Below are 13,796 nucleotides of genomic sequence, written 5' to 3'. Positions count from 1 at the left end.
CTACTCGATCGCCCAACGCCCCACTCAACCGCCCGGGTTAAACGACAGCGTGCGCCGCGTGGTCACCGGTGCGGCCACCGGCTCGAAGCGCCAGCGCTTGACCGCGTTGAGCGCTTCGCGGTCGAACACGCGCGGTGGATTGGCGCGTAGCACGCGCGAGGCGGTGATCGAGCCATCGGTGCCGACCGTCAGTTCCACCAGCACTTCGCCGGAAGTACCGGCGCGCAGTGCTTCCGGTGGGTAGCGCGGTGCCGGGGTGCTGATCGGGCGCAGCGACTGCGCGCTCGGAGCAGCGGCGGCGGGCGCAGCAGCCGGTGCCGGGCGCGTGGCGGCTGGCCGGGGTCGGTGCGGGCGTCTCGGCCTGACGGCGCGCCACGGCCTGGCGCTCGGCTTCGGCGGTCTGCTGACGCGCGGCTTCCTGTTGCGCGGCGATCTGCTGCGCAGCGGCCGCCTCGCGGGTCTGCTGCTCGGCCAGGCGCTTCTGTTCGGCGGCCTGCTTGGCCTTGTCTTCGACCAGCTTCTTGGCTTGCTCGGCATCCTGCTCGGAGCGGTTGGCGGCGGTCTTCATGCCCGCTTCCAGGCCGCTCTTCAGGCGCGGCAGTGCCGGTGCCTTGGGGTCGACCTTTTCGATCAGCGCGATCAGGCGCTGCGCTTCGAGGAATTCTTCGCGGCTGATGCCCTGCTCGGCGGCGATCAGCGTGTAAGGCATCAGATCGGTCAGCGCGCTGTTGACGGTGGCGTCCTGCGGCTGCTTCTCGCGCAGTGCCAGGTAGTACTCCACCGCGTTGTCGCCGGCCGGGGCGTACATGCGGTTGTCCTGCAGCGCCTTGGTGGCCGATGCGCGCAGCTGGTCGGCGGCCATCGACTGCACCTGCGGCGACACCGCAGTGACTGGCGTGGGCGCGGCGGCCGGTGCCGCAGGTGTGGCGCCGGTGGCTGGCGCGGTGGTGGCGGCCTTGTCTTCCTGCTTGGAGCAAGCGGCCAGGCCAACCAGCAAAATGACTGGCGCGATCCGGCGTGCCATACGGCCCTGTGTCAGATCCAACATGCGTCCCCCTTACCCCGAGTGCGATAGATAACGTTGCTGCGGCGAGCGCCGGCCACTGTTCCCGCAATGGACGGCAAAGCGGCAATCTAGCATTGCTGGGGCGGTCTAAGCCAAGGGGTGCGCCGAGGTCGGGCGCAATGTCATGCCGCCGGGGTGGCGAGCACCGGAGTGACAGGCAGCCGCGTAGCCGGCTCGGGCAATGGCGGAGCGGGGCAGTAGCGCCGTAGAAAGTCCGCATGCGCGGGCAGCCGCATCAACGCCGCATCGACCCGCGTGCGGATGTTCTCGAGAAAATGACCGAGTTCGGCATCGCCCATCAGGTCGGCCACCGGGTGGTGCTGCTTCGGCGTAATGCCCTGGCCCAGCATCACCTGCACCCACGAGTTCTCGGCAAACAGTTCGTTGGCCTGATGGAACACCCGCCCGCTCTGGCGGAACAGCTCCACCCGATGCCGCAGCGTGTCGGGGATCTCCATCGCCGCGCAATCGCGCCAGAAAGGCGTGTCGCGACGGTCGGTGACGTGGTAGTGCAGGATCACGAAATCGCGGATATGGGTGATCTCTTCAGCCGCTTGGCGGTTGTATTCGGCGATATCGACGTCGTTGATGACCTGCGGAAAGGTCTGCATCAAGCGGATGATGCCGCGCTGGATCAGATGGATATTGGTCGATTCCAACGGCTCCAGAAACCCGCTGGCCAGGCCTAGCGCCACGCAGTTCTTTTCCCACACCCGATGCCGCTGGTTGGGTGTGAAACGCAACGCGCGCGGCTCGGTCAGCGCGCGGCCAGTGAGATTGCGCTGCAAGACCTGCGCAGCGCTGTCCTGGTCCATGTAGCGGCTGGAATACACGATGCCGTTGCCCACCCGGTGCTGCAGCGGAATGCGCCACATCCAGCCGGCCTGATCGGCGCGCGAGCGGGTGTAGGGCACCGGAACGCCAACCGATTCTGTCTGCACCGCCAGCGCGCTGTCGGCAAACAACCACTGCGACCAATCGTCCGCGCCCACACCCAGCGTCTTGCCGATCAGCAGGCCGGCAAAGCCGGTGCAATCCAGAAACAGATCGCCTTCCACCCGCGTGCCGTTTTCCAGCGTTAGCGCAGTGAGATAGCCGCTATTGGCGTCGGTCTCCACGTGACCGATGCGCCCTTCGATGCGTTGTACGCCGAAGCCTTCGCTGAAGCGGCGCAGGAAGCGCGCATACAGACCGGCATCCAGGTGATAGGCGTAATTCATGCCGCCGCTGGGCAGGTGCGCAAAGCGGCCTTCCTGCGCGGCGCGCAGCTCAAGACAGTAGTCGCCGAAGTCGCGCGCTACGCCGCGCTGCCGGCCCTTTAACCAGAAATGCTGAAAGCCCGCGCTCCAGTGATCGGTGCCGGTATGGCCGAACGAGTGGATGTAGTGCCGGTCGACATCGCGCCAATGCTCGAAGCCGATGCCGAGCTTGATGGTGGCTTGCGTGGCGGCCATGAACGCGGCCTCGTCGATCTCCAGCAGGCGGTGGAAGGTGACCAGGCTGGGGATGGTGGCTTCGCCCACGCCCACGGTGCCGATCTCGTCCGATTCCACCACGGTGATCTGCAGTTGCCGGCCCAGCACTTTCGACAAGGCGGCTGCGGCCATCCAGCCGGCAGTGCCGCCACCGGCGATGACGACGCGGCGCACCGGGCGCTGTTGCGGATCGGAAGGCGTGGTGTCGGGCATGGCGAGTGATCCTCAGCGATTCAGGCGTTGCAGCAAGCGTGCGCGCAGGCTGCGGGCACGGGTCTCGTCCATCGGCGCCAGCACGCCGCGCGCCGCCTCCGGTACATGCGCGGCGGTGTGCGTGTCGGCATCGAACACGTAATGCTCGAATACGTCCTGCCAGATCGCGCGTTGCTCGGCTGGCAGGTCGCGGATGGTGAGCAGCGCCAGCATCAGCGCGTTCATCGGCGAATCCATATAGGCCGGGCTCTGCCGCCACCAGAAATTCACCAGCACGTTGAAGGACTGCAGCGCTTCGATGTGATGCCACCACATGCTGGGAATGAACAACGCATCGCCCGGTCCCAACTCGGCCACCAATGCGTGTTCCAGCGCCTGCGCATAGCGTGGAAAACGCTGCAGATCCGGCGCGGCGATATCGACCAGGCTGACCGGCTGCCCGGCCGGGGTGAGATCAAGCGGGCCGATGTAGAGATTGGCCAATTGCGTGGGCGGAAACAGGGTGAAGCGGCGCCGCCCGGCGACCACGCAGGCCAGGTTGTCGGGCAGGTCCTGATGGGCGGCAATGCGGGTGCGGTTGCCGATCCAGATGCTGGCCAGTGGTTCGCTCTGCGGCAGGGCGATCGGGTTGTGCGCGCGCAGGCCGGGCAGGTAGGTGTCCAGCGTGGTGGAGCCGACGTAGATCGCCGGTGGCTGCGGGTTATACAGATCGCGCAGCAGGGTCTCCAGCACCACGCTCAGCGGCACGCGCTCGGGGCGGAAATTGAAGCCACTCATGTCCGCGTTGTAGAAGAAACGCCCGCCGATTTCCGGCGGACCGACCTGCGCCACCACTGCCTCGCCGCGATCGAAACCGCGCAGATACGTGGCCGCTGCCTGGGCAGAGGTCGCGCCTGCCTGCGCGAGTGGCCAGTCGCGGACCAGCCCGCGCAGCACCAGCGGCGTGGTGGAGCGCAGCACGGCTGGGTCCAGCTGTTGCGGGTCCAGTCCGTGCAATTCTTCGATGGCGCGCGGCTCAGCCAGCATGGCGGCGCTGCATGCGGTCGAGCAGGTGGCGGAACTGCGCGATCGAGGCCACCGCCATGTACAGCGGTTCCAGATCGCCGTGTCGGTGCAACTCGAGCAGCGCCGCATCGTCGAGCGTGCGCAGGCGTTCTTCATGCACGGCGTAGAGCCCGATCAAACGGCATTCCAGACCGTTTTCCAGCGTGGCCTCGAACACGAACGGTTCCAGCAGCTCGTAGCTGAGCAAGCGTGCGACGAAGGCCTCGCTCGCCGCCAGGCCATCATGCAAGGTGCGCAACACCTGGCTAATGCGGTCGAGAAATTCGGTGGTGCCGCCATGTTCGCGGAACAGCAGTTCGCCCTCGGTGGTGCTGATGCGCGGGCTGTCCAGGTCCACGTGTACCATCGGCCCGTCCGGTTGTTCGCCTATCAGAAACGGTTGGCGTTGGATCGCCAGCGGCACGTACGGCGCATCCCAGCGCGCGCCGTCCAGAAACAGGTTTTCGCCCAGGCTCAGGCCCAGCAACGCCAGCGGCTGAAAACTGCGTTCGCCACTGCGATGGAACACGATCGGGTACTGCGCCTGCAGCTGGCGAAATTCCTGCGGAAACGTCGCAGCCGACATCACCTCATCGCCGAAGGCGGCGCCGTGCGTGGTGATCACGCGCAGATCGCGGTGATCGAGATTGTTCAACAACACGGCATTGGTCATGGGGGAAAGTGACACATCACGCGGGGCGCGTGGCCCATGCTTGGACAGTTGCTTCGGCGTGGCAAGTCCCGGATGCAACACATCCGGGAAACGCAAAGAGGCAGCCGTGCGAGACGCTCCGGCAGACTCGCTGCCGAGAGCGCTTAAAAGAGCATCACTGCATGACCAACGCGCGGCCTCACCAGAACTTGTATCGCACGCCCAACATGTAGCGCGGCCCGGTCTGGGTGGCATAGACGATCTGGTTCGAATGACGGCCGTGCTGGCGCTGCACCTCGTCGGTGAGGTTGATCGCCTCCAGGCTCAACGACAGGTTCTCGGTCCATTGATACCCGATGCTCAGATCCAGCTGACCATAGGCTTCGGTATAGACCGGGTTGGGCTGGCCGCTGCCGTCGAAGCGCGCAGCCAGGAATTCGTCGCGCCAGTTGTAGGCCGCACGCACCTGCCACTTGTCCCGGTCGTAGAAGCCGACCACGTTGGCCGAATCGCTCAGGCCTTCCAGCGCGAACTGCTCGCCGATCACTGCGTTGTTGTAGGTCAGCCCGGAGTCGACCATGGTGTAGTTGGCCGACACGCCGAAGCCGCTGTCGCCGAACATGTGCTGCAGGTTGAACTCCCAGCCATCCAGCGAGGCCGAGCGCTGGTTGGCCGGCGCGGTGATGGCGAAATTGGCCACCGGGTCGCCGGGCTGCCCGCTGATCACGCCGGTGGCGTTGCCGTTGGCATCGTCGGCTCCGCGCACCACGCCGGGCGCGCCGCCGCGGTTGCGGAAGATGTAGTTGCGGATACAGGTCAGGTCGGCCGAGGCGCAGCCGTTGCCCAGCGCTTCGTTCCAGTACGCACCTCCCACCGGGGTGTTCAAGCCCAGCGAGGTGTCGTTGCGCGTGGTCACGCCGATGTAGTTGTCGATGTTCTTGCGGAAGAAGCCCACCGAGGCGTAGCTGGCATCGCTGTAGTACCACTCCAGCGAGAAATCGATGTTGTGCGAGAGCAGCGGCTTCAGGCCGGGGTTGCCTTCCTGGCCGGTGCCGCCTTCCAGGCGCGCGATCTGGTTGAGCGTCTGCCCGCCCTGGATATCGCCCCAGCCGGGGCGGCCGATGGTTTCGCCGTAGCTGCCGCGCAGTACCAGATCCTCGGTGAGCTTGAAGCTCAGATCCAGGCTGGGCAGCCAGTATTCGTACTTGCCGCTGCCACTGGCGAACGCAGAATCGGCCAGGCGGATCGGCAACTCGTTGTTGGCGACCCAGTCGATGCCCACCGCCACCGGCACCAGCGCCTGCGCGTCCACCTTGGTTTCTTCGTAACGCACACCGACGGCCAGGCTGATCGGTACGCGCAACTCGTCCCAGCTGTTGTTCCACTGCAGGTAGGCGTTCTTGGACTTTTCGGTCACGCGGCGGTCGGTGGTGAACACCGGCGAGATGCGGTACAGCGCTTCATCGCCCGCGGCTTGCGCGGCTGCCTGACGGGCGCGCTCGAAGTCGAACAGGAACAACTGGTTGAACTGCGCCGGATTGCCGCTGCCGTCGATCGCATCGAAATACTGCGCGAACGAACTCGGAATCCACAGATCGTCCGGATAATCGGCCGCGGTGCCGTTGCCGCCCCAGGTATCGCGCTGCACGTTGGAAAACGCCGAGCGGTTCTTGACCTCGGTGCTGCCGATACCGAACTTCAACTGCGAATAATTTTCGAAGGTGAAGTCGCCGTTGACCTGGGCCTGGTCGATCTCCGACTTCATGTAGCTGTTGCGGAACGCCGAGCCGGTGACCAGCGTGCGCGACGGATCCAGCCCGTTCAGGCCGAAGCCCAGCTGCTGCTGCAACACCGGGAAATCCTTGCTGAAATCCACCACCGAGGTGCCGCGGTAAAAGCCCGAGACGCCCAGCGAATTGCTCGAGCCGTACGGGCTGTCCGCACCGGCTTCGGCGGTGGAGCGGTGGATGTCGAAGTTGAGCTTGAACTGATCGGTCACCGCCCAATCCACGTTGAAGCCCAGCGACTTGTTCTGGTTGCGCGTGGCCGCGTTGGAGCCGGCGGTGGCCAGATCGCTGGTGGCCGGGTTGACGAATTCCGAGTAGGTGATCGGGCCGGCCACCGGACCGTTGGTCCAGGCGCTGGCCGAGGGGCCGTAGTTGAACCACACCGACATCTCGTTGCGCTGCTGCTGGATCTTGTTTTCCGAGTACGTGTAATCCAGCGTGGTGGTGATGTTGTCCAGCGGCTTGTACTGCAGTACCAACTGCCCGTTGGTGCGCTGGCGCTCAACGCCGACCACGCGGTAGTTGAGGTTCTGCGGCACCGAATAGATGTCGTTCGGGCCGGGGCGGTTGACGATGTTCTCCGAGCCCGGCGCACCTGGCTGCGGGATGGTGCCGTAGGCGGTGGAATCGCCGCGGAACGAACGCCAGCCGTTGGGTACGCCGACCTGGCTGTAGCCGAAATCGCGCTCCTGGTAGCTGCCGCTCAGCGACACGCCAAAGCGCCCGTCGGCCGAGGTGTTGCTGAAAATGCCGGAGATTTCCGGCGTCAGCGCATCGCCCTGCAGGCGGCCGGGCAGGTTCTCGTTGGAGGCATCGTGCACGCCCTTCAGGCCCACGTTGGCATGCAGGCCCGGGTTGTCCAGCGGCCGGCTGGTCTTGATGTTGATCGTCGCACCGATGCCGCCGGTGGGCGTGCTGGCGCGGCTGGTCTTGAACACCTCGATGCCGGAGATCGACTCGGACGCCAGGTTGGCGAAGTCGAACGCACGCGAGTTGGAGGCATTGGATTCTTCGATGCTGGCGCCGGGCATCTGCCGGCCGTTCAACAGCACCAGGTTGAAGTCCGGGCCGACGCCGCGCACGGTCACGCGCGAACCTTCGCCCAGCGAGCGGTCGATCGACACGCCGCTGATGCGTTGCAGCGACTCGGCCAGATTGGTATCGGGGAACTTGCCGATGTCCTCGGCCACGATGCCGTCGACGATGCCTTGCGCATCGCGTTTGACGTTCATCGACGAAGTGAGGCTGCCGCGGATACCGGTGACCTGCACCGCATCCAGCGTGGCGGGGTCGGCCTGACTGGCGCCGGGAACGGTGGATACCGACTGCGGCGCTGGCGCGGTCTGCGCAGCCAGCGGCGTCGACAATGCGAACAACAAGGCAGACGTCAGACGCCGCGTGCGCGGCAGGGTGCGTGGCTCTCTCACGATGATTTCTTCCCCAAGCGAAAAAAGCCGGCCCCAAGTGAGACTGGCAAAGGTCGATGAACAATCACGCATTTGTTAGCGCAGCCTTAACCAAGTCAACTTGCACTGCAGCATCGGCCGCGAGCCAATCGCGTCACACATCGTTCCAATCTGCAGCACGGCGAGCGCACGCGCTGGTAGCGGACTTGGTCGTACCATCGATCGCCACGGCGCGCAGCTACGTGCCAACCCCTTCCGAACTGGAGTACCCAATGATCGACCTGTACTACTGGCCCACCCCCAACGGCCACAAGGTCACCTTGTTTCTGGAAGAAGCCGGGCTGGACTACACGCTGAAGCCGGTCAACATCGGCAAGGGCGAACAGTTCGCGCCGGCCTTCCTGCAGATATCGCCCAACAACAAGATGCCGGCGATCGTCGACCACGCACCGGCCGATGGCGGCGCCGCGCAAAGCGTGTTCGAGTCTGGCGCGATCCTGTTGTACCTGGCCGAGAAGACCAGCCGCTTCCTGCCGCGCGACGCACGCGGCCGCATCGCCGCACTGGAATGGCTGTTCTGGCAGATGGGCGGGCTGGGCCCGATGAGCGGCCAGATGGGCCACTTCAATGTCTATGCGCCGGAAAAGATTCCCTACGCGATCGACCGCTACAACGCCGAAGTGCGCAGATTGCACGGCGTGCTCGACAAGCGTCTGGCCGAACACGCCTTCCTTGCCGGCCCCGAGTACGGTATCGCCGACATGGCCAGCTATCCCTGGATCGAGGTCTATGGCGACCTCAAGCCGGACTACGCCGCCTTCCCGCATCTCAAGCGCTGGCATGACGCCATCGCCGCGCGCCCGGCCACGCAGCGCGCCTATGCGCTCAAGGACCAGGTCAACCCCAATGCCGGCAAGCCGCTGAGCGAGGAAGAGCGCAAGCATTTGTTTGGGAAGCGCTGAGCCGCAGTGCGATTAGGGGCTAAGCGCTTCTAGGTCTGCTGTGCATGTGGACGTTCTGGATTGCAGCGCTTTACGCAATGACGCAGTCAGGCACCGCACTGCTCAGCCACTCCAATCGCAAGGCTAAGCTTCGCCCGACCCTCATCCGGCGCTACGCGCCACCTTCTCCCGGTGGGAGAAGGAAGCTGGCTCCCCGGTGCGAAAAGGAAGCTAGAGCCCCTCTCCCCGGGAGAGGGGTTGGGGTGAGGTACGGTTTCCCGACGCTCCCACCGCTTCTCAAACCCCCACCACCCCTGCATCCTGTCGCAGCACTCCCGCCAGGATCTTCAATGCGTTCCCTGTTCGCCGCCCTTGCCCTCATGCTCAGCACGATCACCACCGCCCACGCCGAAAAACTCACCCTCGACGCCATCACCGGCCCCTTGCCGCTGTCCGGCCCGACGCTGATGAAACCCAAGGTCGCCCCCGACGGTTCGCGCGTGACCTTCCTGCGCGGCAAGGACAGCGACCGCAATCAACTGGATCTGTGGGAGTACGACATCGCCAGCGGCCAGACCCGCCTGCTGGTCGATTCCAAGGTCGTATTGCCCGGCACCGAAGTCTTGAGCGATGTCGAAAAGGCCCGCCGCGAACGCCAACGCATCGCCGCCTTCGCCGGCATCGTCGATTACCAATGGGCGCCGGACGCCCACGCATTGCTGTTCCCGCTCGGCGGCGAGTTGTATCTGTACGACCTGCGCAAGACCGGTGCGGCAGCGGTGCGCAAACTCACCCACGGCGAAGGCTTCGCCACCGATGCCAAGCTCTCGCCCAAAGGCGGCTTTGTCAGCTTCGTGCGTGAACGCAATCTGTGGGTGATCGATCTGGCCAGCGGCAAACAGCTGCAGCTCACTCGCGATGGCAGCGAGACCATCGGCAATGGCGTGGCCGAGTTCGTCGCCGACGAAGAAATGGATCGCCACACCGGCTATTGGTGGGCGCCGGACGATTCGGCGATTGCCTTCGCGCGTATCGACGAATCCGGCGTGCCGGTGCAGAAACGCCCGGAAGTCTATGCCGACCACACCGAGGTGATCGAACAGCGCTATCCGCAGGCCGGTCAGCCGAATGTGGCCGTGCAACTGGGCGTGATCGCACCGCGTGCCAGTGCGACGCCACGCTGGATCGATCTGGGCAACAACTCCGATATCTATCTCGCCCGCCTGGACTGGCGCGATGCGCAGCGGCTGACCTTCCAACGCCAATCGCGCGATCAGAAAAACCTCGAGCTGATCGAAACCACGCTTGCCAGCGGCAAGCAGCGCGTGCTCATCACCGAGACCTCGCCGACCTGGGTGCCGCTCAACAACGATCTGCGTTTTCTCAAGGACGGCCGCTTTGTCTGGAACTCCGAGCGCAGCGGCTACGAGCATCTCTACGTTGCTTCCGAAGACGGCCACACGCTGACCCCGCTGACTGCCGGCGCCTGGGTGGTGGATGCACTGCTGGCCGTCGATGAGCACGCCGGCACGGTGTACTTTTCCGCAAGCAAGGAGTCTCCGACCCAGACCCACATCTACGCCGTGCCGCTGGCCGGCGGCGCGATCGAAAAACGTTCAAAAACCAACGGCACGCACGCAGCCAGTTTCGCCAGCAATGCCAGCGTCTACGTCGATAGCTGGTCCAACACCAGCACGCCACCGCAGATCGAGCTGTTCCGCGCCAATGGCGAAAAAATCGCCACGCTGCTCAAGAACGACCTGGCCGATCCGCAGCATCCTTATGCCAAATACCGCGACGCGCAGCGCCCGGTGGAATTCGGCACGCTCACCGCTGCCGATGGCAAGACACCGCTGCAGTATCGGCTGATCAAACCGGACAACTTCGACCCGGCCAAGCGCTATCCGGTGATGGTGTACGTGTATGGCGGCCCCGCTGCGCAAACCGTGCTCAATGCCTGGCCAGGCCGTGGCGATGCGCTGTTCGATTACTACCTGGCCCAGCGCGGCTATGTGGTGTTCTCGCTGGACAATCGCGGCACCCCGCGGCGCGGCCGCGACTTCGGCGGCGCGCTGTACGGCAAGCAGGGCACTGTCGAAGTGGACGACCAACTGCAGGGTGTGGCCTGGCTCAAGGCGCAGCGCTGGGTCGATCCCACACGCATCGGCGTGCAAGGCTGGTCCAACGGCGGCTACATGACCTTGATGCTGCTCGCCAAACACAGCGATGCGTATGCCTGCGGCGTGGCCGGCGCACCGGTCACCGATTGGGGGCTATACGACACCCACTACACCGAGCGTTACATGGACCTGCCGGCCGGCAACGCCGACGGCTACCGCGACGCACGCATCGCTACTCATCTGGACGGCCTGCGCGCCAAGCTGCTGCTGATCCACGGCATGGCCGACGACAACGTGTTGTTCACCAATTCCACCGCGCTGATGAGCGACCTGCAGCAGCGCGGCACCGCCTTCGAACTGATGACCTATCCCGGCGCAAAGCACGGCTTGTCCGGCAGCACTGCCTTGCATCGTTACAAGACCGCAGAGGCCTTTATCCAGCGCTGCTTGATGCCGTAATCCAGACATCGGCTGGCTGCGCGGTTGCCGCAGCCAGCTCAATGAGGCCTTGGTGTTCATCGTGATCGATGCGGTGCGCTACACCTGCGGCCATCACCCGGAAGCGCCACCGCGTCGGCGCAGCGTCTGCCGCTCTTCCGCCAGCGGTGTTGGGTTGGCATTCTTGTGCAACTGACAGGCACGCGTGGTTGCGGCCAGCTGCCCCCGTCAACCGTTGCTCACCGCACTGCAAAGGATCTGCCATGTCACTCCCGCCACCGATTCCGGGGTCACCGCAACGCGGCGTACGTGCACCCGAGTTCTGGAGCCGCAACTGGAAATGGATCGTGCCCGGCATCGGGCTGGCGCTGTTTCTGGTGTTGGCGCTGGTGGTCGGCGCGCTGGTCTACGTGATCACCGGGGCGGTGAAGTCCAGCGATGTGTACTGCGGTGCGCTGCACATCGCGCGCTCCGATACACGGGTGATGCAAGCGCTGGGGACGCCGATCGACGAGGCTTTTCTGCCCGACGGCAGCGTCAGTTACGTCGGTCCACTAGGGGAAGCGCATTTCAGTGTTGGCCTGCACGGGCCGCGCGGGCAGGGCAGTGTGCAAGTGGACGCCACACGCAGGCACGGCCGCTGGACGTACCAGACGTTGACATTCGCCAGCGCACAGGCCGATCCGATCAGTCTGTTGCCCACCGCGCCGCCGCCTTGCCAGCCATGACCTAAGACGCATTGCCGCCACCGCCGCAGATGGGTAGGGTCGCGCTACTTCTCCTTGCAGATGCCTTTCATGAAACCACTTGTCGTTGCTGTCGCGCTCGTTCTGGGCACCGCGTTGCCGGTGTCCCAAGCCCCGGCCCAGAGCCAGACGACCAAGGCCGCGCCGGCCCAACGCCCGACGCCGGCCTGGGTACAGACCAGCAACGGCTACGCGCAGATCCTGCTCACTGCGCAGGCCCCGTTTCAGCCCGAATACGCCAGCTTCTTCGGCGTGCCCGGCTACGACGACCAGGTCATCGACCTGGGCCCGGACAATGCCGCGCGCTATCGCGATGCGATGAGCAAGGCGCGTGCCGCGTTGCAGGCCAAGCTGGCGACCGAGCGCGATGCCAACGTGCGCCAGGATCTGCAGATCATGATCGGCGCGGCCGAACAGAATATCGAAGGCAGCGAGCTCAACGAGCGCTACCTTTTGCCCTGGAACGACGCCCCGCAGCTGGTCTTCAGTGGCCTCAACGGGTTGTTGTCCGACCAGACCGTGCCCGAGCGCCGCGCCAAGGCGCTGGACCGCCTCAAGCGTTACGTCGGCCTGGTGCCGGGCAGCACGCCCACCACCACGCTGGCCCGCAAGCGTTACGAAGAACAGCTCGGCAATAAGGCCTTGTTGCAGCCAACCGAACGCGAAGTGGAGCAGGCGCTGGCGAACGTGGACACCTACGTCGCCGGCATCGGCGAGTTGTTCGCCAAGTACAAGATCGCCGGGGCCGACGAGGCGCTCAAGGCAATGTCCACCCAGTTGAAGGACTACGCCAACTGGACCCGCACCAACGTGCTGCCCAAGGCGCGCAAGGACACCCGCCTGCCCGAGCCGCTGTACGCGTTCCAGCTCAAGCAGGTCGGCATCGATATCGCCCCGAAGCAGTTGATCCAGCGCGCGCAGCTGGAATTCATGGAAACCCGCTCGGTCATGCAACAGCTCGCACCGCTGGTGGCCAAGGCCAAGGGCGTGCAGGGCAGCGATTACGTGCAGGTGATCCGCGCGCTCAAGGGCAACACCATCGCCGACGACCAGCTGGAAACCCACTACCGCGGCGTGATCGACCAGATCGACCCGATCATCCGTCAGCAGCGCATCGTCGATGTGCCCAAGCGCCCCATGCAGATGCGCCTGGGCAGCGCCGCCGAAAGCGCCGCCCAACCGGCACCGCATTTCCTGCCGGCGCCGCTGATCGGCAACACCGGCCAGCAGGGCCAGTTCGTGCTGCCACTGGGCAACCCGACCGCCGACGGCGCCAAGAAGGAGCAGTACGACGACTTCAACTTCGGCTCGGCCGCCTGGACGCTCAGCGCACATGAAGGCCGCCCCGGCCACGAACTGCAGTTCACCGCCATGGTCGAACGCGGCGTCTCGCTGGCGCGCAGCATGTTCGCGTTCAACTCGGTCAACGTCGAAGGCTGGGCGCTGTATGCCGAAGCCGAAATGGTCCCGTACGAACCACTCGACGGCCAGCTGATCGCCCTGCAGTTCCGCCTGCTGCGCGCGGCCCGCGCCATGCTCGACCCAATGCTCAACCTCGGCCTGATCGACCGCGAACGCGCCCGCCAGGTACTCGAAGACGACGTCGGCCTCTCGCCCGCCATGACCCGCCAGGAACTGGACCGCTACACCGTCCGCGCCCCCGGCCAGGCCGGCAGCTACTTCTACGGCTACACCCGCATCCTCGAGCTGCGCATGCGCACCGAGCTGGCGCTAGGGAAGAAGTTCGACCGCCTGGCCTTCAACAACTTCCTGCTCGACCAGGGCCTGCTGCCGCCGGATCAGCTGGCCAAGGCAGTGGAGACGCAGTTTGTTCCTGCGCAGCAGGGTAAGCGCTGATCTTGACGTAACGTTCGCTCTGGTGGCTGCGGTACTGTGACTAATAAGGCA

General features: G+C 65.1%; 8 protein-coding genes and 1 pseudogene. 4 read left to right on the top strand and 5 right to left on the bottom strand.

Annotated elements, in window-relative coordinates; translation table 11 throughout:
• Positions 1-24: 24 nt before the first annotated feature.
• The 5 genes and pseudogenes from NDY25_RS09080 to NDY25_RS09060 all read right to left on the bottom strand — a co-directional run bounded on the left by NDY25_RS09080 (position 25) and on the right by NDY25_RS09060 (position 7,664).
• Positions 25-1,048 (bottom strand): annotated as a pseudogene (locus tag NDY25_RS09080) (energy transducer TonB).
• A gap of 140 nt (positions 1,049-1,188) precedes the next feature.
• Positions 1,189-2,754 (bottom strand): tryptophan halogenase family protein, encoded by a 1,566-nt coding sequence (locus NDY25_RS09075; RefSeq protein WP_168959984.1) that lies wholly within the window; start codon positions 2,752-2,754, stop codon positions 1,189-1,191.
• Positions 2,755-2,766: 12 nt separating this feature from the next.
• Positions 2,767-3,780, bottom strand: a complete 1,014-nt coding sequence (locus NDY25_RS09070) for a cupin-like domain-containing protein (protein WP_168959983.1) — start codon at positions 3,778-3,780, stop codon at positions 2,767-2,769.
• Complete coding sequence (locus tag NDY25_RS09065) at positions 3,770-4,471, bottom strand: SapC family protein (protein ID WP_251755072.1); 702 nt, start codon at positions 4,469-4,471, stop codon at positions 3,770-3,772. Before NDY25_RS09065 ends, NDY25_RS09070 begins: the two co-directional genes overlap by 11 nt.
• Before the next feature lie 178 nt (positions 4,472-4,649).
• Positions 4,650-7,664: a TonB-dependent receptor gene (locus NDY25_RS09060; RefSeq protein WP_168959981.1), complete on the bottom strand. Its 3,015-nt coding sequence runs from the start codon at positions 7,662-7,664 to the stop codon at positions 4,650-4,652.
• A 251-nt stretch (positions 7,665-7,915) separates the two neighbouring features.
• Here NDY25_RS09060 and NDY25_RS09055 point away from each other — a divergent pair, with 251 nt between their 5' ends.
• The 4 genes from NDY25_RS09055 (at position 7,916) to NDY25_RS09040 (ending at position 13,745) form a co-directional block, all read left to right on the top strand.
• Positions 7,916-8,605, top strand: coding sequence for a glutathione binding-like protein (locus tag NDY25_RS09055; protein WP_168959980.1), 690 nt, complete (start codon positions 7,916-7,918; stop codon positions 8,603-8,605).
• A 329-nt stretch (positions 8,606-8,934) separates the two neighbouring features.
• Positions 8,935-11,163, top strand: a complete 2,229-nt coding sequence (locus tag NDY25_RS09050) for a S9 family peptidase (protein WP_168959979.1) — start codon at positions 8,935-8,937, stop codon at positions 11,161-11,163.
• A 242-nt stretch (positions 11,164-11,405) separates the two neighbouring features.
• Positions 11,406-11,870 carry a cytochrome c oxidase assembly factor Coa1 family protein gene (locus tag NDY25_RS09045; protein ID WP_256627889.1) on the top strand — a complete coding sequence of 155 codons (465 nt, stop codon included), beginning with the start codon at positions 11,406-11,408 and terminating at the stop codon, positions 11,868-11,870.
• Between the two features lie 69 nt (positions 11,871-11,939).
• Positions 11,940-13,745: a DUF885 domain-containing protein gene (locus NDY25_RS09040; RefSeq protein ID WP_168959978.1), complete on the top strand. Its 1,806-nt coding sequence runs from the start codon at positions 11,940-11,942 to the stop codon at positions 13,743-13,745.
• Positions 13,746-13,796 lie beyond the last annotated feature (51 nt).

This window comes from Xanthomonas hortorum pv. pelargonii (genome assembly GCF_024499015.1).
Taxonomy (GTDB): Bacteria; Pseudomonadota; Gammaproteobacteria; order Xanthomonadales; family Xanthomonadaceae; genus Xanthomonas; species Xanthomonas hortorum_B.
The sequence above is the reverse complement of the archived record's forward strand: the minus strand, read 5'-3'. Positions and strand labels throughout refer to the sequence as shown.